General features: G+C 36.4%; 15 protein-coding genes. All 15 read right to left on the reverse strand.

The genetic code is table 11. The annotated features are described in order from the left end of the window. Positions 1-35: 35 nt before the first annotated feature. Positions 36-623 carry a cytochrome c oxidase subunit 3 gene (locus EKL98_RS11905; RefSeq protein WP_126458492.1) on the reverse strand — a complete coding sequence of 196 codons (588 nt, stop codon included), beginning with the start codon at positions 621-623 and terminating at the stop codon, positions 36-38. A gap of 3 nt (positions 624-626) precedes the next feature. After that, positions 627-1,529: a heme o synthase gene (gene cyoE, locus EKL98_RS11910; protein ID WP_126458489.1), complete on the reverse strand. Its 903-nt coding sequence runs from the start codon at positions 1,527-1,529 to the stop codon at positions 627-629. Between the two features lie 105 nt (positions 1,530-1,634). Beyond that, positions 1,635-3,788, reverse strand: a complete 2,154-nt coding sequence (locus EKL98_RS11915) for a gliding motility protein RemB (protein WP_126562611.1) — start codon at positions 3,786-3,788, stop codon at positions 1,635-1,637. Then, positions 3,778-4,521 carry a deoxyribose-phosphate aldolase gene (gene deoC / locus EKL98_RS11920; protein ID WP_126562648.1) on the reverse strand — a complete coding sequence of 248 codons (744 nt, stop codon included), beginning with the start codon at positions 4,519-4,521 and terminating at the stop codon, positions 3,778-3,780. Before deoC ends, EKL98_RS11915 begins: the two co-directional genes overlap by 11 nt. Before the next feature lie 221 nt (positions 4,522-4,742). Further along, positions 4,743-5,159, reverse strand: coding sequence for a VanZ family protein (locus EKL98_RS18585; RefSeq protein WP_126454173.1), 417 nt, complete (start codon positions 5,157-5,159; stop codon positions 4,743-4,745). Next, a complete protein-coding gene (gene gcvH, locus EKL98_RS11930) occupies positions 5,098-5,478 on the reverse strand; it encodes a glycine cleavage system protein GcvH (RefSeq protein ID WP_126454175.1) in 381 nt (126 codons plus the stop codon). Before gcvH ends, EKL98_RS18585 begins: the two co-directional genes overlap by 62 nt. Before the next feature lie 93 nt (positions 5,479-5,571). After that, complete coding sequence (gene sov / locus EKL98_RS11935) at positions 5,572-12,738, reverse strand: T9SS outer membrane translocon Sov/SprA (RefSeq protein ID WP_126562613.1); 7,167 nt, start codon at positions 12,736-12,738, stop codon at positions 5,572-5,574. A gap of 26 nt (positions 12,739-12,764) precedes the next feature. Beyond that, entirely contained in the window at positions 12,765-13,346 is a 582-nt protein-coding gene (gene ruvA, locus EKL98_RS11940; RefSeq protein ID WP_126458479.1) for a Holliday junction branch migration protein RuvA, read from the reverse strand. 101 nt (positions 13,347-13,447) lie between these two features. Continuing rightward, the gene (locus tag EKL98_RS11945; protein WP_126458476.1) at positions 13,448-15,724 is read right to left on the reverse strand and encodes an NADP-dependent malic enzyme; all 2,277 of its coding nucleotides are present in this window, start codon (positions 15,722-15,724) and stop codon (positions 13,448-13,450) included. A gap of 158 nt (positions 15,725-15,882) precedes the next feature. Further along, entirely contained in the window at positions 15,883-16,308 is a 426-nt protein-coding gene (locus EKL98_RS11950) for a CBS domain-containing protein (RefSeq protein ID WP_126458474.1), read from the reverse strand. A gap of 72 nt (positions 16,309-16,380) precedes the next feature. Next, positions 16,381-18,246 carry a trehalase family glycosidase gene (locus EKL98_RS11955; RefSeq protein ID WP_126562615.1) on the reverse strand — a complete coding sequence of 622 codons (1,866 nt, stop codon included), beginning with the start codon at positions 18,244-18,246 and terminating at the stop codon, positions 16,381-16,383. Then, the gene (locus EKL98_RS11960; RefSeq protein ID WP_126562617.1) at positions 18,243-19,457 is read right to left on the reverse strand and encodes an MFS transporter; all 1,215 of its coding nucleotides are present in this window, start codon (positions 19,455-19,457) and stop codon (positions 18,243-18,245) included. The genes EKL98_RS11955 and EKL98_RS11960 overlap by 4 nt, the downstream gene beginning before the upstream one ends. 39 nt (positions 19,458-19,496) lie before the next feature. After that, positions 19,497-20,435: a carbohydrate kinase family protein gene (locus EKL98_RS11965; protein WP_126562619.1), complete on the reverse strand. Its 939-nt coding sequence runs from the start codon at positions 20,433-20,435 to the stop codon at positions 19,497-19,499. After that, positions 20,436-21,632 carry a glucosidase family protein gene (locus EKL98_RS11970; protein WP_233584048.1) on the reverse strand — a complete coding sequence of 399 codons (1,197 nt, stop codon included), beginning with the start codon at positions 21,630-21,632 and terminating at the stop codon, positions 20,436-20,438. Further along, positions 21,616-22,917: an MFS transporter gene (locus tag EKL98_RS11975; RefSeq protein ID WP_126458464.1), complete on the reverse strand. Its 1,302-nt coding sequence runs from the start codon at positions 22,915-22,917 to the stop codon at positions 21,616-21,618. Before EKL98_RS11975 ends, EKL98_RS11970 begins: the two co-directional genes overlap by 17 nt. Between the last annotated feature and the right edge of the window lie 107 nt (positions 22,918-23,024).

A 23,024-nucleotide genomic window follows, 5' to 3' on the forward strand; every position in this document is an offset into this window, starting at 1 on the left:
ATTCGTTAAAAAGTTCCCAAATTTACGTTTTTTTCTTATTTAAAGAAATATAAAAACAAAAACAAATAAACCCATAATAGATCCAAAAAGTGCCAGTACATTGCACCTAGTTCTATACCAAGGGTTTGAGATGAATTGTATTTTTGTTTAAAATGATTATAAATTATAATTAGTAGTGAAATCACACCACCAGCAAGGTGAATCAGGTGCACAACCGTTACAACATATAAAAAAGTAGTCGTTATTGAGCTTCCACTTCCCGTGAAATAATACCCGCTTTCGACTATTTCTCCAAAACCTGCAAACTGCAAAAAAACAAACAATATTCCTAATGCTAAAGTAGCTAAAAGAAACATTGTAGTTTGTGTTTGATTGTCTTTTTGAATCGCTTTTTTGGCTAGGTAAAAAGTCACACTACACCCTATAATTGCCGCAGTGCTATAGTAAAAAGCAATTGGCAATTGAAAATTCTTCAACCAGTCAGCTCTTGATTTACTCACTACAAAAGCACTCGTTAGTCCTGCAAACATCATAGTCATACTCACCATAGCAAACAACAAAATCAATTTATAGGATCTTGCCGTTCTTGATTTTTGCTCGGCTGCTGTCATTATCATTTCCATAATTTATCTTAAAAATTTATCAAATATATAGACTAATTGTAACAAAGTAATATAGGCTACACTAACTAACATCAAAGTTTTAGCCGCTTTTGCGGTTCGTAATTTATACAATCGAACGGCATAAAAAAGCATCCAAATACCCAGTAAAAATACAACAATTGCTGCAATTGGCGTGATAAAAAAACGTCCCGTATACCCTAAAACCGGCAATAAGGAAGCCAAAATAAGCCACACTGTATACAGAATAACCTGCAAAGCGGTTCCTTTGTCTTTCTTTCCCGTTGGTAACATAAAGAACCCTGCTTTTTCATAATCTTCGTATAGAAACCAACCAATAGCCCAAAAATGTGGAAATTGCCAAAAAAACTGAATCAAAAACAAGGTTCCTGCCTCTATTCCAAATTCTCCCGTTGCCGCTACCCACCCCAACATAAAAGGAATTGCACCCGGAAATGCCCCCACAAAAACGGACAATGAAGTCATTGTTTTTAATGGCGTATAAACACTTGTGTATAAAAATATGGAAATAGCACCAAACATGGCCGTCTTCGGGTTGATCGTATAAAGCATCGCAATTCCTATAACGGTAAGCAAACTTGCTACCAGCAATGCAGTGCGTTGAGATATTCTTCCCGTTGGAACCGGACGATTTTTGGTCCTGTCCATCAAAGCATCTAAATCTTTTTCAATTACCTGATTAAAGACATTCGAAGCGCCCACCATACAATACCCGCCTACAGCTAATTTGAACAACACCGCCCAATCTAAAGAGTGCAAATCATAAATCCCAAGCATAAATCCTGCAATAGATGAAAATACGACACTAACGGCTAAACGAGCCTTAGTGATTTCGCGGAAATCGATATAAATAGATTTTAATGAAAGGGTACTTTGTGTTGTGCTCAATGCTAAAGATGATTTGCTTTGTAAAAACTTTTGCAAAAGTAGGGTATCAAAAGGGATTTGACAAAAAACAATTCATAAAAAACTTTTTTAAAATGAAAATGAAAACTAATAGTCAAAATACCAGTTAAAAATATCAGCTCTTAATCCTAAAGTTAGCCAATTAGTGCTCTGATTGAAAGTTGTTGCCGTATTTTTTGAAGGGTCGAAACTCCTGTAAATATAGCTTCCAAAAAACTTTAGGTTGGTTGCCGGATTGACTAAATATCCCCCTTGAAAGTCCGCAATAAAAACAGCTGTTTTATTTCCTTGACCCACTTTTACACCACTGTCAAACGGCCTGTTTTCATCATAATCCTTGTAAATATTTCCTCCATAATTAAAAACATCTTCTGTTGTACCAAAATCCAGGCCTCGAGTTCCCATAGTAACTTTTGCGTCAGCAAAATACCTTCCTTTGTGGTATCGGGCAATTGCAATAAATTCCTTAAAATTTCCGCCCCACTGATGTCCTATACTTTGATTATTATGTCCATAATTTGTGATTGGAGCACTATGAGAATATACATACGGACGAACATGATTGTACTCTAACTGCAATAGTAAATTATCTACTTTGAAAGCATCAAAATATTTAATTCCAAGTTGGTATCCGTATTTATTTTTCCAGCTGTTATCCCGTTTTTTTACATCACCAAGCGAAAATTCATCGAGAACAAACTGTCCGTATAAGTTAATCTGGTTGCTCCATTTGTATTTATAAGTCAATCCTAAAAGCGCATTTCCGGTTCTTGCTGACGAAGCAAATTCGACCGCACGATAAAAAATTATGGGATTCACAAAACTCATGTCAAATCCTCTCTCATTGGTATTTGTCCAAATCACAGATTCGAAGAAACCTAGATTCAGCCTGTTCGAAACATTCCAACTCAAATAATGGTTGGCCATAAACTTCGTAGCGTAGGTTCTTTCCAGCGTAGCGTCCGGGCGAACGTCTTTAAGCCACATATAAGTATTGGTATATTTTATTTTCCAAAAATTAGTATTCAATTTAAAATAAGGATAGGGACTGGCACCATCACTTTCTAACAAAGAGCGATAACCATCCCCAATAAAATTTCTTCCGTAACCCAATTGCATATCAATATGTTTGCTGGGCGCAAAAGTCAAATTGGCTTCGGCCAAAGGAAAATCATACGAATCCGTTTTGAAATCTTTTGCAATTCCGATTCCCGGAATAATCGCAGGATTGCCTCCATCCGGTTTGATTGACTCAGCATACCGATTGTAATAATCCGCAAAACGACCCTGACTTTCAAAAATGGTTGTGGTAAAATTGAGTTGTTTTCCTATACCACCACGAAAATTTATCCCCCGTGTATTTACATAAGTATAAGAAGCCTCCGTTTGGGTAGCCTTCCCAAGCTGCAGGTCAAAAATAGGGTTAACTGTAAACCAATAGTCTTCCCCTTGAATTGCAACTGTACTCTCATTCCATAGTTTTCTGGCCCACCAGCCGGAAACATTCTTTTTCAGCTTTTCATTGGCTCCTTTTAAGTCATAATATTTTGACACCTCCGTGTACGTATATGGTTTTGATGCCGTATGATTATTGCTCCCCACTTGATTTAACGAAGCATCAAATTGCGCATAATAACTGTGTGAAAAGGGCACATTCAAATGGCTATCAAATTCAGGGTTATTAAATTTTTTATACACGATGCTATCCAGTTCTGTTACCTTTTTATTGCTACTAGGCAGGAATTCGGCTTTCGCCAAAGCTTCAGCAACAACTTCTTCCCTGCTTTTTAAAGGAATTGCAATCGTCATTGTAAACTTATTATAGGTGGGGTTACCGTTGTAGGTTGAGGGTTGAATTTTAGGCAATTTTGCAAAAACTCTTTTGGTTTCCTTTATCAGGTCTTGCGCTATGGCATCTACATAAATCACTTTAAATACCCCCGTATTATCTACTTCAAAGAGCACTTTTACCGCTCCTTGAAAATCATTTTGGACTAGGTGCTCTGGAATTTCAAAGTTTTGAAAAACAAAATCCTGAACCTGATTATAGAAACACGTTTCTAATGTTTTGGATTGCAAGTTTACACAATCTGGAAAAACAGGAAATCGTTCGGCTGAATTTCCTGACTCTTGCAGTAAACTATTAATCTGCTGAGCGTTTGTATAGAAAGAAGACAGGAACAAAAGCATTACAAACACTGTTTTTTTTACCTCAATTTCCTTTATAAATCTAATATTCATTGTGTGAATTTTGACCGTTAGCAATCATTTTAGCTCCCGAAGTTCCTATTCGTCTCACGCCTAATCGGATCATTTCAACAGCTTCCTCATACGTCCGCACTCCTCCGGCAGCTTTTACCGGTAAAGGCGACGCATTTTCGAGCATCATTTTTATAGCAGGAATCGTAGCGCCATTGGGCAGATTATTTTCCGTTTTATAAAATCCGGTTGAAGACTTCACAAAAATCGTAGCGAACAACTCTTGCTGAAAATTAGAAACAATAACATTTTTAATCAAACTTGATAATTGGATGATTTCTTTATCATTGAGCGCTGCAACTTCAATAATCCACTTTACAACTTTCTTATTGGCCAATCCCAATTGCGTACACTTTAGAATTTCATCTTTGACCAAGTCAATTTCACCATTTTTGAAGGCTTCATAATTACAAACAAAATCCAGATCATCAGCCCCATTATCTATAGCCTGTCCGGCCTCAATCAACTTCTGTTCAATTGAAGATTTGCCCTGCGGAAAATCAATTACAGTTCCTATTTCCAGATTTGAATGTGCCGAAAGAATCATTTTTCTAGCTAAAGGAACCATCTCGGGACGTATCATAATGAGTTTAAAGCGTTCCTCAATGGCTTCCTGAATAAATCCCTGAGCCACAAGCGTATTTTCTTCATGACTGAGACCCGCTTGTACCGCAGTTTTCAAATAGGTTGAGTCTAAATATTGCTTGATATCCATAGCGATTTTGATTTCATAATTATAGTGAACTCTGACTGACAAAAATACATTTTATATGCACATGAGCTTAGTGCTAGATCGTACAATTTAATTATTTTTGATACTACAACTGATACTTTCACTACCTTAAAAATAGTATAAATCCTGTTCCGTAAAACCGCAACTCTTCTAGTGCCTAAAACATAAAATCCCACAAGAAGTGGGACTTTATCTTTGTGTTTTTATTTCTTAAACAGCACCGCGATTGCTACTGCCAGCACCGCTCCGGATGTATTTGCTGAAACATCATATATGTCTGCATGTCTGGAAAGGGTAAACAACTCTTGTGAAATCTCGATTACTATTCCAAAAAAAAAGGAAAACAAAAAAGAAAACACTAACGGTTTTAAACTATTCGAACTGCTTATCTGTTTTTTTAAAAACAAATAACAAAATGACGTTAGTACAAAATGAAAAAAAGCATGGACATATTTATCTATATTGGACACATTCCCAAGAGGGACATTGTTCAATTGTATTAAACAAAAAAAGGCAATAATTCCAGCCCATACAATAGCTGCCCACAAAAATAGTTGCTTATGCACCAATAATTTCTTTATACGAATCACTCGAAAGAAGCGAATCAAATTCAGCAACATTAGTTACTTTAATTTTTACCATCCATCCGGCGCCATAAGGATCTGAGTTGACACTTTCCGGAGTGTTCTCTAGTGCGTCATTAAAAGCGATAATTTCTCCTGAGAGAGGAAGAAACAAATCAGAAACCGTTTTAACCGCTTCCACAGTCCCAAAAACCTCATCTTTCTCTAAAGTCTGATCTAAAGTTTCCACCTCAACATACACGATATCACCTAATTCTTTTTGCGCAAAATCAGTGATTCCTACTGTTGCAATATCCCCTTCAAGGCTTACCCATTCGTGATCTTTTGTGTACTTTAAATTTGCTGGTATGTTCATATTATTGTAATTGATAATTATTAAATGATAATTTGAATTTTATGTGACAAATGTAGCAATCTCAATTCAAATCTGGTTTAGATTTAAAGAAAATTAATTCCCAAAATTATACCGAAGTGTAAACCCGGAACGAACATTTGTCAGTGGAAAAGAAGTCGAGATTACTGCTTTAGAAAAAGAATGATCGTAATAGAAAATAGCCGTAAGGTTTTTACTAAAGGAATAATCAGCTTTTACGGTAAGTGACCACAAATTTTGACCGCCTGCCAGCTGATTGTTGTTATAATCCAAGTACCTTACAATGGTTTGATTGTTCCGATAGGACAAATCTGCTTTCAAATTAATATCGCTTTTTATTATTCCTGTAGGATTATCCGCGAGTCTGGAAGAAAAAATAACATCTTTGAAACGGTAGCCTAGCCCAACCACATATTCAATTCCTTTGACTTCGGTCAATAAATTATTATCAAAACTCATGGATAACGCTCTGTCTTTTTTGATTTCGGCCAATACTTTCAAGGAACTTTTCAGTTCAAAATCCATTCGCAACAACGGATTAAATTGCTCTACTAAATTGATATTAGACATGATGGTTTGATTAAAAAAATTACCACTTGCATCAGTTCCGTCGGGTGTTTTATCGTATTCAAAATTTGATCTGAATGCATTTATCGTATATGAAGCCCTGTAATTATGCTGCAGGGAGAATCGTTTGAAATTCTTTTTAAAAACTTCATAACGCATCAGTCCATTATATTTCACAGCCCAGTTTGGGATTGGAAAATTTCTAAAAATTCCCAGCGAAACAGCGGAAGCATCTCCCCCGGAATAAGCAGCTAAAAACGCTGGTAACAATACGGCCTGATTATTTTTTCCATAACCCAAAGGGAATCCTTCCGGATCCAGGTTACTCGGATTATTAATGTCGATGCCGCGCTGTGTTGCCAGTCGATTTGCCACAGTAAGCCTGTTTGATCTAAAGTCATCAAATGCAGCTGATATATTTTCATCACTACCCGAAAAGGAAGTTTTTATCAGAACGGTCGATATCGAGAAAATCCCGGCAGTGTAGGGAGATCTTGCGTTATAAACGCCATCGGTAACGTCATATTGTTCCGAAAAATTTTCAGAGTAGGCCCGGTCTAAAGTCAAATCAATTTTTAAATCCGGCAGTAAATCTACATTTGCTGTAGCTTTAAATAATTTATTTGTCACTCGGGAAAAATTTTGGTTGAAATCCGGATAATTGGTCAGCCATCCATTTTTTGCTGCTTCAAAGCGAACATCATCCTGACTTCCAAAAATAAATCCTAACGATGGTCTTGAAGAACCCAGAAACCCCACGCTTGGTGTGTATCCCGGCAAAACGGTACCGCTATTGTGTGTATAGGTCATCTGAATGTTTTTGACACTAGTCAACATCCCAATCAAACCATCTACAAATGGATTGTTTTTTGGAGCTTGGTTTGCATTCCTATTTACTATTTTTTCTCCCGGTTTTGGAGCAGTCATTCTAGGTTTAGGTACTGTCTTAGTACTGTTTTTGGCAAGTCCTAAATATTTATACAACAAATCCATATTGAATGTTGCATTCAAATTATTGGAATTTGCATTTTGAACGGTATTTCCCAGATTATAATTAGCGCCTTCAATTTGTATTTCTGACAAAGCATTAGAAGTACGCTGCCAGCTGTAATCACCGGTATAAGAATACGTTGCTCTTACAAAACTGAACAACGGAATTTTATTAATTGGAATTTCATAATTCAAAACCAGTTGTTGCATGTGTTGATTTGGATCTCCCATGTCCCAATAACTATCCCAAATTGTAAACGTATCAATAGGCTCATTATTCTCGTTCAAATAGCTTTTTACAATATTGCTGGATGAAGCGGTATAGTTTAATTTCAGTGATTTTGTCAAATTATAATTAAATCCATATTGGTAATTAAAAGCAAAATTTCTGCGATACAACGGATCAAGTCCTATGCCTTCTACCTCAACCTGTCTGAATTGCTGACGGTTGTATTGTCTAATAATATTGCTGTTAAACGAAATATTTGAAGGTAAATAATTAAAATTAAAATCACTCAGTAACTTCCAATAATTACTGTTTTTCATGAACTTAGTTTTCTTGAACGGCTCCACTGATTTAGGCTGAAATGTGTACGCATAATCTACAGAAGAGTTTACCTGTTGATCCACATAATCTTCGATTTCAAAATCATGTCTTTCTACTTCATTAAAAGATTGCGAAAAAGTAAAGTTTTCCGGGTCGTAAACATGCTGTTTTTGTTCCGGACCACGTTCTTTTCTAACCCCGATAAAGTTTATGCTTTTGCGTTTTGTATAATCAATAGCTCTACTGGCAATATTATCTCTTTGATTTTGATCCGTGGTTTTATCCAGTAACTGTTTTAGTTTTATATCTTGATTAAAAGGATCGTATTCCGGCGTTATTGTTTCTTCGCCTATAGCGTAATTAAAAGGCAGGTTAATCTGCCATTTTGGAGGCAGTAATTTTCCTAAATTCACATTAGCAACAATAGTATACTGTTGCGTATCTTCTCTGCTTCTTTCATTTGGGCCTTGTTCCAATGCTCCAAAACCAATAGTGCTTTTTCTACCGGAAGCTGAAACAGTGGCGAAATCAGCTAAATTTGAATCAATATTCAACACTGCGGCCATTCCGCCTTTGTTATCCATATCGGCCAGGCGAAGTTCATTAAACCAAACTTCTCCTTTAATATCGTTGCGGGCATCATTGTTTTTTACCCCAACCATTAAGGTTCGCACTAACCCAAAATTAGGATTCCCCTTAACTCCTATTCTTAATTTATTTATTTTATTGCCCAGGGAGGAATCCAATTCATCTTCATTTTGATAATAAATCCCATCTAATGGCAGTGTGGCAGGATCGATACTCATAGCCAGAATCTTCAATTGCGTTAATAAAGCAAGTGACAAATCAATTTCATTCTCTGCGGGCCAAACTGTTTCGGCACTCAAAGGTGAGCAATCAGAATTAGATGCTGATGATGGCGTGGTGACTTTTAAAGGAATTTCAATTTGGTAAAAATTCTGGGTAAAATCATTTCCAAAACGAATGAAACCTACCATTTGATTTTCTTGAAGTGCAATTTCGTTTGGTAAAGATTCTGCATGCAAAAACATTTTTAATTTCTTGAATTGGCGCATATCAATACTAACGTTTTTAAAAACGGCTCTGGAGTCTAATGGTTCCAGTCCGTTTCCGGATACCCGCAAGGCTAATGATTGTTCGTTTTGATTAATTACCGTGTTGTTATTAAACAGTTGTTCACGCGTTACGCCCGGTGGAGTAATGTAATTAACAGGACATCTTTGGTTGTTTTCCTGAACATTTACGGCTAAAACATCTAAATTAGTATTGTCATCGTCTATGTTAGTATCATTAAAATCAAGGGTATTGGTATAGCGCCTCCATTCTCCTCGAACTAAATCCAAGGCTCCAAAACGAACCGTTACTTGATCTTCAAAACCGGTCATAAACATTCTCATGAAACGAATAGATCTAAAATCGGAAATATTTCCTATTGTGTTTTCAGGTTGCGAAACCGGAATTTTAAACTGCAGCCATCGGGCCTCTGTATTTGAACCATCGGGCAAGGTCACTTGCGTATTTCTAATATCCGTAATGTAATTTTGTCCCACGGCCATATTGGGCTGGACAGTAATGCTGTATTCATAATACGCATTAATGGTATTCATCGTATTATCCTTATTGATATCCTCGACATCAGGAAGAGTGGTAGACCCTCTGTTAGGATCATTGATATCTACTGTTGAGTTGCCATCAGTACCGTTGTACATTTTGTATCGATCAATAATCCCGCCTGATGCATTCAAGTAAAAAGTATAGTCATCTGCCGCTGGATCCAGCTCAGAAGCAAAATTAGTATATACTGATCCTTCATTAGCATTAGACAAACCATCTAAACCAATGTCTTGATTTTTTCTATTATCAACATTTGTGTCAAAAGCATAAATCAATGATTGAGAAGCCGGGACATCGCCCCATATTGGCTGTGGATTTGCCACTATCTGATCCGGTCCTAATCCGTTTTCATATTGTTTTCTTCCATCTTTCAGGACATCCTCTGATATCTCTCCTAAGTTGAAGTATATTTTACCCGTATTTGTTTGTGCTGCCTGACCATTTCCTACATACGGATCTAAAATCCAAAACTGGATGTATTCCACATTTCCTTGTTCGAAATTAGTCGAATTTAATGCTCGCATGATTCCACCAAAATTGTCTTTGGCATTTGCACCAACATTTAGGCTGTTGTTATATGGCCCCCGTTCTAAAGGATAATAACTTAAATCTAATGTGTTTATCACTTGTGATTGTCCTTGAGCGATATCTGTCAGGGGATACAATTCCTGACTAAAAATTCTTCTGGTGGTATTGAAGGAAAGGTCTTCATTAGAAACACCGGATGGTTTTTGTGTATAAAATATCGGATCTATAGAATACCATGATAATTTGGCTCTTTTAAACCCGTAACTTAAGTCATTGGCACTGGCATTAAAATCATACGTACTAGTTGTGTTTTTTTCTGGGGTTGATGCAAGACTCCAAGAATATGGGCTTCGCATATCAATAGTAGATTGAGTTCCTTCAAAATCATCTACATAAATCGTAGATTCACCCTGAAATTGATCTGCTTTAGGCGAATCCGGTTTCAAGAAAGCAACTTCGCCTCGTATAGAAAGATTAGAAGGCACATCCGTATCCAGATTGGGTAATTTATTTACCAATCGAGTCAAGAATGGCACTTCGGTTGAAAAATTAGTATTAAATCCAAAAATAGTATTGTTGACCGATTCCTGTCCAAAACTCGATTTTTGAGTAAATGGCCTTTCGCTCATTTTCAAAAAAGTGGCTCCAACCACAAAATTATCAGCAATTTTATGCTCTACATTTACACCCATAAACCGCCTGGTTTGCTGGCCAAAAACAGAGTTGTTTTCCAATGACACCTCAATAGGCGTATTAGAGGCTTGAAGTGAAGCATCTAAAATCTGTACGCGACCCAATTGATAATTGACACTGTAGTCAATTCCTTCTACCAGAACCCTTCCTGCTGCGGTCACTACAACAGAACCTCTAGGAACATTAAAAGCGCCAATTGGTATTCCATCACCACCTGTAGATTTGTATTTCCCTCTTAATAAGAACTTATTTTTCTCACTATCCTGCAAAGCCCCTGATTGGGTGTTGCGGTACATATTGCGGAACACATATTTTTTCTGATTCTCATTATAAGAACTTACATTGTTATAATTTTCTATTAAAGCGGGGTTTGCTAATTTAGAAAACAATAATTCTCCAAACGGTTCTTTTGTGGTAAAAATAATTCTTCCGTTCTGAGCATCTATAGTCAGCCCTGGCATAAAGTCAAAAAAACCATCACCTCCGGCTTGCGGATCATTATTGAAATTTAATTTGTCTAAATTAAAGACTTTCAACAATGGTGTGCTGGTAACGGTATAGTCTTTTGGGGGAATTTCATTTTTATTGTTAGCATCCGGAAAAGGACTTCCAGGTACTTCCGTAATATAGTTTAGAGGCGAAGGATCCGTGTAGAGAATATTAAATCTGAAATCTTCTTGTTTCAATTGATAGCCTCCTTGAATCTGATAGATGTTTTTCATCATCAGGTTCCAAATAGGGTTTCTAACGTTAGTCAAATTACTTTTCAGCATTTTCAATATCAAACTTTGCGAGATAACCGCTTGATTTGAGGAACCATTCCCCGTAACCACCGTTGCATCTACTCCATCATTACCAAATTCCCCCACTTGATAGACCTGATCGCCTATGGTATATTGATACGCCACTGCCAGAACCTCATCATTTGCCAGTCGTTGTTGCAATGAAATATATCCTAATTGTGAATTAAAAGTATATTCATTTGGATTCAGTTTTCGAGCATTTTCTAGTTTAGAATAATCCTGTGCTTCACTTACTGTCACATTAAAACCGGAGTTTGCCGTTACAATTTCACGTATATTGGGATTCAGCAAACCTCCTCCTGTAGTAATTTGTGCAGGATCATAATCATTATTTGAATTGTCAGCAGGAGAATCTAAGGGATTATTAAAAATACCTGTTGATGGATCTAAAACAACTACTTCGTTGTCTGCCAAACCCGATAATTGTCCTTCCCCTAAATCCTGAAGTGCAATAATATTTCTAAGGTTATTATTCGTGGTCGTGACACGGTTTTGCTTATTGGTTACCCAAATTTCGATTCGGGAGATCTGAACTCTACTGTCAATAAAAGGATAATTTGCCAGGGATTTATCATACCTGTTTCTGAAATATTGGGATAAGAAAAAATGCCTGTCACTATCATAATCTAAGGCAAACATCTCAAAATCTTCAATTGTGCCTCCACCTTGAGCGATTAAACTTTTAGTCTGCGATTTTTGTTCCGAAAAAACACCGGTGACTGTTGTTTTCCCAAACTGTAATTGTGTTTTTACACCAAATAGACTTTGTGCTCCACGGATCAAGGAACTATTCAATGGCATGCTGACATTACCCACTTCTATTTTTTGAATAATATCGTCCTCTGATGGTGCATATTCCAGCTTGATCAGGTTTTGAAAAGCAAATGTTGACTGCGTATCATAATTTACATTTACATTGAGCCGAGTCCCTACCTTTCCCATCAAGCTCATGCTAATTCTTTGATCAAAATCAAATGAAGTAGTAGTCCTGTTTCTCGGGGAAAATGAGGGATTGTCTTGTTTGGTATACCGCATTCCTAAATCCATTTCAACAGATCCGGTAGGTTTTACATCAATGGTATTGCTACCAAAAACAGATTCAAAAAGCCCTGATTTTACGTAATATCGAGGTAATAAATCTCTTTTAGCAATTTCACTTCCTTCCTTTTTTCCGTCAATAGCGTCTACTTTTTTCTTGAAATAATCCCGCATGGATTCCTTCAAAACAAGATTTTCATACTCTTTTGGTGTTAAAATAATAGGGTAATTAATAGAAAAACCATCCACGGAATTTGTATAGATGTACCTGTCAGTTACAGGATCATAGGTATATGCCGAAAGGACACTTTGAGGATTTTTTAACTGTACCTTCCCTATAGAAAATCCGGTTTTTACGGTATCCTGAACTGCCTGAGTTACTTGTGCATTTGACATAAAACCACAAAATAAAACAAGTGAAAAAATACAAATTTTATGCATACAACTCGTGTTTCTTGAATCCCTTTTTATAGATTTTTCAATGCTTTTTTGATGATTGTTTCCACTGTGGCGTCCGGATCTTCTTTAACAATTTTTTCTATAATTTTTTCCGAAGTTTTTCGTACAAAACCTAAAACTTCCAAAGCTGATAACGCTTCATCTCGATTTGTATTGTTCTGTGACATAGAAACTTCATCTAAGTCGTATAATTTTAATACTTTCTCTTTTAGATCCAGTATGACTCTTTGTGCTGTTTTACTTCCAATTCCCTTTATAGACTGAACAGTAATTACATCCGCAGTCGCAATTGCTTGTATGATTTGTTTAGGATCTAGCGAGGAAAGCATTGTTCTTGCTATGCTCGCTCCTATTCCTGAAACGGACAATAACATTTTGAATATTTCTCTTTCTGACTTTTCCATAAAACCAAAAAGTGTATGCGCATCTTCTTTTATCTGAAGATACGTATACACTTTTATAAAATCTGTACTAGGAAGTAACGAATAAGTATGTAAGGAAATATTTACGTGGTAACCTACGCCACCACAATCAATAATTATGTGAGTGGGTGATTTCTCAACTAGTTTCCCTTGTAAGTGTGCTATCATGAATTAACAATATGTTAACAAATATAACAAAATTAGCATACTATTTTAGTAAATTCATTAATTTAACTTTGTTAGCTTCTTGACGCTTTTCTGAATTTAATTTATTTTTTCTTTTGTTTTTCCTGAGCATCAATCACAGCAATAGCCGCCATGTTTACCATCTCCTCAACACTGGCTCCCAATTGAAATATGTGAACAGGTTTTCCCATCCCTAACATGATTGGCCCAATAGAATCTACTTTATTTAGTTCTTTCAACAGTTTATAGGTGATATTAGCCGATTCCAAATTGGGGAAAATAAGGGTGTTTACTTTTTTGCCTGCCAATTTAGAAAACGGAAATTTCTCTTTCAGCATTTCTGGATTAAGGGCAAAATCAGCCTGAAGTTCTCCATCAATAATCATTTCCGGATGATTTTCATGCAAATAAGCAACCGCTTGTCTTACTTTAGTGGCACTTTCATTTGAGGAAGATCCAAAATTAGAATAGGAAATCATGGCAATGACTGGCTCTACTCCAAACATTCTGGCGGTTTTAGCTGTCATAACTGCAATTTTTGCCAAATCATCTGCTGATGGATTAATATTTATAGCCGTATCAGATAAAAACATTGGTCCACGAGCCGTCATCATCATATTAGTTGTAGCCACCAGCGAAGCCCCAGGTGCTTTCTCGATAAGCTGTAAAATAGGTTTTACCACCGTAGGATAGCTTCTGGAATATCCTGTTACCAATGCATCAGCTTCGCCTTCATTGACCATCATAGCCGCAAAATAATTTCTTTCGCGCATCAGCTTCTGAGCATCTAATAATGAGATTCCTCGTCTTTGTCTGGAGGCCCAGTATGTTGTGGCAAACTTATTTCTTCGACCTTCTTCTTCAGTGATTTTCGGATCAATAATTTCAACATCGGCATCAAAGCCAATTTCTGCTTTCAATTCTAAAATAATTTCTTTATTCCCCAATAAAACTGGAAAACCTATTCCTTCTTCCAATACTATCTGGGCTGCTTTCAAAACATCTAAGTGATCTGCTTCGGCAAAAACGATTTTTTTAGGATCCATTTTAGCTCTATTGGTAATCAATCGAACCATTTTATTATCATTCCCTAAACGCTCTAAAAGTTCCTCTTCATACTTGACCCAATCCGTTATAGGATTCAATGCAACCCCAGAATCCATTGCTGCTTTAGCTACCGCCGGAGCAACAACTATAATCAATCTTGGGTCAAAAGGAGAAGGTATAATATAATCCCGTCCAAATGTTAACTTTTTAGCCCCGTAAGCGATATTCACTTGTTCAGGAACGGACTCTTTCGCTAAAGCTGCCAGCGCTTTGACTGCAGCCATTTTCATGGCTTCATTTATTTTGGTCGCACGCACGTCTAAGGCACCCCTAAAAATATAAGGGAATCCAAGAACATTATTCACTTGATTAGGATAATCAGACCTTCCAGTAGCCATAATCACATCTTTTCGAGTTGCAATGGCTAAATTATAATCAATCTCCGGATCTGGATTTGCCATAGCGAAAACGATAGGATTTACAGCCATTCCCTGTAACATTTTAGGGGTCATAATATCTCCTGATGATAACCCTAAAAAGACATCAGCACCAACTAAAGCTTCTTCAAGACTGATAGGTAAAATGTCTTTGGCATATTTTAATTGTAAATCAGACAATTTCGGATTGTCTTTGGTCAACAATCCTTTGCTGTTATACATTAGGATATTTTCTAGTTTTACACCCAGTAAAATATATAAATTTGCACAAGCAAGAGCGGCTGAACCTGCTCCTGAAACTACCAATTTTACATCTTCTACATTTTTACCGGCCAGCTCAAGGGCATTTAGCAATGCTGCCGAAGAAATGATGGCTGTACCATGCTGATCATCGTGCATCACGGGTATATTAAGCTCTTCTACAAGCCGTCTTTCTATTTCGAAAGATTCCGGTGCTTTGATATCTTCCAGATTAATACCCCCAAAAGTTGGCGCTATGTTCTTTACCGTCTGGATGAATTCTTCTATATCTTTTGTCCCAATTTCAATATCAAATACGTCGATATTGGCGAAAATTTTAAACAACAACCCTTTTCCTTCCATTACTGGTTTTGACGCTTCCGGACCAATGTCTCCCAATCCTAAAACTGCAGTTCCATTAGTAATCACTGCAACTAAATTTCCTTTTGCAGTATATTTATAAACATTGTTTACGTCTTTAGCAATTTCTAAACACGGCTCAGCTACACCAGGAGAATAGGCCAAAGATAAATCTCTTTGTGTTGCATATTTCTTGGTGGGAACTACTTGAATTTTACCAGGAGTCGGCTTTGCGTGGTATAATAATGCTTCTCTTCTTTTGCTATTCTTTTCCATTGTTTTTAGATTTTATTCTAGCGCGTAAAGATAGGGGTCTAGATTTAAAAAGAGAGGACTTTTCTCCCATTCTTTTGCATAAAAAGGTCTGATTTGATTCCAAAAAAAAAGCTACACGTAATGCAGCTTTAAATAATTATTATTTTTTTGAATCTTTTTTATTGGGTAATGTAGGAGTTTAAATGTTGAATAGTCTCTTTTTGGATCTCGATTATAGCCTTTACCACATCACTTATTGAGATAATTCCAATTACAATTTCATTTTCCAAAACGGGCAGGTGACGCACTCTTTTGGCACTCATCAACTCCATGCAGTACTCCAAATTATCCGATGGACTTACTGTAACCACATCCGTCTCCATGATTTCATAAACAAAGGCTTTCTTTGAAGATTTTGCTTTCAGAACAATTTTCCGAGCATAATCTCTTTCAGACAGCACACCTTTCAAAATCGTATCTTCAATAATAAGAATTGCTCCGATGTTTTTTTCACTCATCACTGACAATGCTTCGTAAACAGTGTTAGTGGAAAGTATGGAATACACTTCCTTCCCTTTAGTACTTAAAATTTGATTAACTGTCATAATTGATTCATTTAGTGAATCATAAAGTTAAAAAAAATATGCATTCAAACAACAAAAACTTTTTTTTAAGCTCTAAAATATAGCATCAGGAGAAACCAACGCTCCTAATTTAGCTTTTAATTCTTCATTCAAAATTTGTAATCCATATTGATAGGACGCATTCATCCAGCCAAAACCTTCCTTTGCGATGTAATCAAATTCAGTCCCTACATTACCATATTCGGCAAAAACTTTATGGGAACTGATTTCCAAATCAAATTTTTCCGGGATTGTTCCATTATAATCCACTGCATTTCTAGTAATTAACCACAACCATCGGTACACCATTTCTTGTGCTTTATCTAGATAATTATAGTTAATCAATCCTTCCCACAGCAACATTTGGTGCGGCGCCCAACCAAAAGGATAATCCCATTGTCGTTGCGGTACCTCTTTTGAAGCATTAGCAATACTAGCCTTAGTGCTTCCTGTAATTCCACCTGTTTTCACAAATTGCGGCAAAGCAATTTCCACTAATTTTTTGGCCTGATTTTCATCACATAACCCAGCCCACAAAGGAAAAAATGTTGTCGCCGCTTCAAACGGGAACTGCTTATGGCTCACAAAATCATAATCAAAATACATACCTGCGTCCTCGTTCCAGCACAATTCATTCATTTTATCTTTACGGGAAAGTGCTTTTTGCTCCCATTCTTCTGAAGTGTAAAGGATCTCGCCACTTTGAAAAGCATTACTAAAATATTCTTTTATCAAGTAAGCGACATCTTTTTCATATTTGTAAAGAAAACTATTGACATCTACTGAATTCAAATTAGTACACGTATTTATCAGGCGGTTTGTTGTATCATGCCCGCTTTCTCTCATGCTTCGATCATGAACAAAATAAATGTCCAGTTCGTCATCAACAAGCGTTCGCTGTAAATATTGTTTTTCAAATTCTCGAATAGGTAAATTGTATTTTTTAGCATACGGCTCTAAAACATCATCAAAATGCCCCGGTTCTACTTCAAATGGCATTCCAATTCCATCAGCTTTATACCTGTTTAAACCTGTTGGGGTCAAGCGATTTCCTTGCACCATCCAAACTGTATTGTACTCCAAAATGACCGTTTCCAAATGACTTGTTAACCAGTCTACACTTGGTGTTTTCTTTTTTGCAATTTCGATTAGCAAAGAAGAATACAAAGGCGGTTGTGTTCTGGTCAAATAATAACTTCTATTCGCATTCAGAATTTTACCATACTGTATAATTTGGTATTTAAAATTTTCAGCAATTGCGATTGCTTTGTCTAATTGACCATCTATTAACAAGCCAACGCCAATAAAATAGCTGTCCCAACCATACATTTCGTTGAATCTTCCACCAGGAACAACAAAAGGCACACCTTGCAGACTGTATATTTTTTGTTCCAAAGCCAAAGCCAGAATTCCTGGTTTTTCATTTAAAGTTTCCACATATTCCACCGAATAATTCTCAGGCAGAATTTCAACTTTAAAATTTGGCAATTCTTTTTCTAATTCTTGAAAATAAGCAACTCCCGTTTTGTCTTTGGCAGCAACATAAAGTGTTGCCACATCACTGGACGTTTTTTCATCTTCAATAATTTGTTTCAACCCTTTTTTATCAATGGTACGAGTCAGTTCCTCCCAATAATCATCCTTGATTTTTCTTGAAATTCGGTGAACTGGATTCTCTTGAATGCGACTCAAATCGACTTCACCCAATACTGAATTCGCTTCCTTAAGCTGCGCTAATTCCTGTAATAAATTGGACAAATGATACGTACCTATAATAGCCACTTCCTGTTTGGTGTTTTCGTCTACCAAAACAAATTTTTTAGGCCCATTGTCGTCTTTCGTGATTTTTTTATCCTGATCTGTATCCTCTTGAAGCAATAGTTCTTGGAATACTTTGTCTATATTGAGTATGAATTTCATTGTTTAGCGGTAAGTTTTTTTAAAATAAAGAAAGAAACAAGCAGTAATGACATTGGAATTAAAGTGTAATAAAAGGCGTTTTCAGGCCCTTCATTTTTAAATAAGTAACCAATAACTCTAGAGCCCAAAGTGCCACCAAGTGCAGAGAAAACCACAATTAAACCAGTCATAGAACTGTGTAATTTTTTTGGCAAGGCACTTAAAACTACTGAATTTAAAAGCGGATAAATCGGTGCAATAAAAAGTCCTACTAACGGAAATGCAAATCCTATCAAAGGAATATCGCTTAATGAATTGATTTCTTTGACATTCAATCCAACTGTTTTAGGAAGTACAAAAATCACAATGAGCATAGCTGCTATAATACAAAAACTGAGTACCCAAATCCAATTGACTCTTTTAGTAATCACCCCAGCAACAAGTCGGCCTACAGCCAATGAAATAGCCAAAATACTCGCCATCATGATACTGATATTCTCCGGAAGATGCAACACCTTATTATTGAAAGTAGGCAACCAAGACATAATTCCCTGCTCAATCATTACAAATAGGAATGCGCTGATTACAAAAACGATGGTTAACAGTTTCGCAAATAATTTGAACATTTGTTTGAAGTCATCAGCTAGATCAACGCCCGGAATTTCAATTTTATTTTCGAATTTAGTAAAAAATAAAAAACCAAAAGACAATAACGAAATACCGGCCAATAACCAATACACGTTCAACCAAGCATCTGGATTCGCATCTGAATTAAAAGCCGGAAACAAGAAATACGCTAATGCAATTCCTATCATAAACACGCCTTCAATGCTACTCATCAAACTATTGTGTTCGTGTTGATTGGTTGTTATGGTTCCAATAAGTGAATACACCGATACTTTTATCAATGCAAAAGAAACGCCCACGGTAGCAAAAAGCAATTTGGCCGTTCCAAAAGAATTTCCATAATACATACTGACGCAAGCTGCTGAAACCAAAGCCAAACCAATAAGCATAGCTTTCTTATATCCAATTCTGGGTAAAAACGAAGCGATTAAAAACGAAACTATAGCAATGGGCAAATCCTTGTATGCTTCCAAAACACTGGCTTGAAATTCATCTACACCATAATTTTTTTGCGCCTTTAATATCACAATTCCCACGCTGTTCAGCAGAATTGCAAATACAAAGTAGTTGAGATACATGGCTAATTTTATAGTGCTTTTTTTCATGTTTTACCTATTATAACAATTAATTTTTATTCGAAGACATTACAAATCGGAAATTAAATATTCCTGAATATCTATTCCTTCTGGCAATCTGCCTACATTCTGAAGTTTCAATACTGCCAGTTTCTGTGCAATAGTTATTGTTTCTTCAAAGTTTTTATTCAACAATTGTGCATATAAAAAACCCGTCCAGAAAGCGTCTCCTGCTCCTGTGGTGTCTTTAATATCTTCTACCGGCAATGCTTTTTGATGAAACCTTCCATAGTCAACATTAGACAATACTACGCCATCTTTCCCTTTTGTCAAACAAATCGTTGAAGCGCCCAAGCTATGAAAATAATCAAAAATAAAATTTTCGGTTTTTTCTTCCGTAAAAAGACGGTAACAGTCATCTTCGCTTAATTTTACCAAAGGATTTGTTGACAAATAATCCTTTAAAACCTCACTTGCCTCTTCCCGATCAGGCCAAATTCTCTCCGAAAAATTAATATCAATACTCGTTTGTAATCCTAATGCTTTCGCTCGTTTGGCACTTTCCACAATAGTGGTCCGAGCTGGATTTTTGCTTAAAGCAAAACAAGTCGTATGGAAAATTTTAGCACTTTCCAGTAAATCATTCGGTATTTGACTTTGCTCAATCTGACAATCTGCTTCTCTGTACGGAATAAAATCCGGCGTACTTGTCGATTTTGAAACAAATATTACAGACGTCGGATGACTTTCTGATATTCTAATTTGTGACGTAATGACATGATTTGCTTTTAACTTTCGAACAATATATTCGCCTAAACCATCTTCTCCACAGGTGGCCACTAATACTGATTTCAGACCCAAACGCGCAGCATTTACGGCCAAATTTGTTGGCGAACCGCCCAGAAAACGATGGTAATCTTTGGTTCTATTTATAGACGTATTCATTTCATGACCAATAAAATCAATCAAAACTTCGCCTGCACATAATATGTCTATTGACTTTTTCACTTAAACTAAAAATTTAAAATTTGTATGTACACTTTGGTGCAACAGCACCGTTGCTGCGCCACTCCAAGCGCAAAAAGGAACGCCGTTTGGCTCTTTGGTTTCGCTATTAAAATTTTCGTAGAAACTAAAATTTTCAATAGCGTTGGCTTCATTTATAGCCGTTAAAAGCGCCTCTGCTTCCTTATTATTTCCTTTCGAAAGCAAAGCCAGACCATAAAAGCCATTGACCATGGACCAACTTCCACCGTTATGAAACTCATTAGGGTAATTTCTGAACTCGTATTTGCAATTGTTTTTAAGCAAATTCCAGTCTAAATCAGTTTCTTGTATTGGTGGCCAAAAAGCAGGTAACAACTGCAATTTCATTTCGTTTTTGAGTGCAATTGAATATTCTAAAATTGAATTTTGAAAATCTTCGGAACCAATGTTTAAGTACAAAGCCAGCGAATTTGCAAAAGCATCAAACTGTGTTTTGTAACCAGCCGGTGAAAAAGAACACGGCATGTATTTTTGGAAGTTCAATTCATTATATGCACGTTCGTGGTATTTTTCACCAACTGAATTTGGAGTGAAATTAATTTCTAGTTGCGCTGTTATTGTTTCAATCTTTACGGTAATATCCTCGTCATGTGCAAAATGATTGTAACTTTTTAAGGCCCAAATTCGGAGTAATTGATCGTACAAAACATAGCCGTCCGTAATATATTCATCCGCCCAATTTCCTGATAATGGCACATACAAAAGGCCTTTATTGTTAAATTCCCAGGATTCCAGGAGCGCAAAACACTTTTCAATTTCAGTATCGTATTTTGCTACAAAAGTAATGTCCTTTGTATAATACGCATATTGGCAGATCCCAATTACAAACCAAGTCACGGCGTCGACTCTTCCTGCCAATCCGCCATAACTAACCTCAGCTTGCTCGCCAATTGTCATCACGTTAGACGGAATAGTGCCATTTTGATGTTGATTACTAGCTAATGTTTCTAATGTGTTACGGAATGTTTCGATCAATTTTTTATCTCCCGAGGCCAAAGCCGCCAATCCACAAATCACTCCATCTCGGGCCCAGACCCTTTTATAGTTGGAAATATTTTGAGCACTGGCTAGAAATCCTTCAGAAGAAGACACTTTCTCAAGCAACTCCATTGCTTTTGTATAATTCAAATCACTGTTCATATTATTGTCTTGAAACATTTTTACTTTTAATCAAAAGAGTACAAAAAGCACCGATTAGCATCAGAACACCAGCAAAAGTAATGGCTTGGCGAGCATCATTATCTAAGAAATTCTTTAAAATATAACCAAAAGAGAGATTTTGGATAATCATTGGAATAACAATCATCATATTAATAATACCCATGTACACTCCATAGCGCTCTTTTGGAATAACAGCAACGACCATCAAATATGGTATTCCCATCATACTGGCCCAAGCAATTCCGTAACCAATAATTACTGCAAAAAATATGTATTGATTTTGCACCATTGGAAACCATAAAAAAGAAACGGCTCCAAATAAAAGACAGACAAAATGAATCATTTTTGCACCGTATTTTTTAGCTAATATTGCCAAATAAAAGGCAATTGAAAAAGTAACTATAAATCCAAAAGCACCAATTAATCCGTTCCATTCTACCGCTTTTTCATAGCCCATTGCATTCCTCGGTGTTACATTCCATACGGACAAAGCAATACTTTTCGAATTATTTTGCCAATAGCACATCATGGCATACCATTGAAACAAATACACCAGAAACAGTTGCCACATGACCGTTGGCATTTCTAAAACTGCTTTATAAATATCGATAAAAGGCGAAAAAATATTTAGAGGTTCTGCTTTTAAGATAGCTAATTCTTCTGCTGTTGGCGGGATTTCTGTAGTTTTACCCATACTCCACCAAATGGAAGTTACTGAAAGAATTGCTCCTAAAAAAAAGGAGGCATAAATCCACGTTGGTAGCGATCCTGTATATCCTACAAAAATAATTGGAAACAGAAAAAGTGAAATATAAGCCAGAAACTGTCCGAAACCAGTAAAAAAACTTTGCGCCTGGAAACCTGTTGGTTGTTGTTCTTCATCCAGCGTATCCGCAATAAAAGCCCGATACGGTTCCATAGCAGTATTGTTACCAACATCCAGAATCCAAAGCAAACCTGCAGCCATCCATAAGGAACTGCTAAATGGGAATAGAAATAAGGCGATACTACAAATTATGGCTCCGATAAAAAAGTACGGTTTGCGCCTTCCCCACCTTGGATGCCACGTTTTATCACTCATTGCGCCAATAATGGGTTGAATCAATAAGCCCGTTAAGGGTCCGGCAAGATTTAAAATAGGAATTTGATCCGGACTTGCATGTAAAAAATCATAAATAGGATTTACGGCACTTTGTTGCAAGCCGAAACTGTATTGTATGCCGAAAAAACCAACATTCATATTGATTATCTGCCAAAATTTTAATTTTACTTTAAAGCTCATTTTGGTTGGTTGATTTATTAATTTTATCTAAAAATAATTTTAATATTGCCAATTAAAAACAGATTAAAAACAAAAACGTTTTCGGAAGACCCGAAAACGTTTTCGAT

Source organism: Flavobacterium bomense (assembly GCF_003970355.1).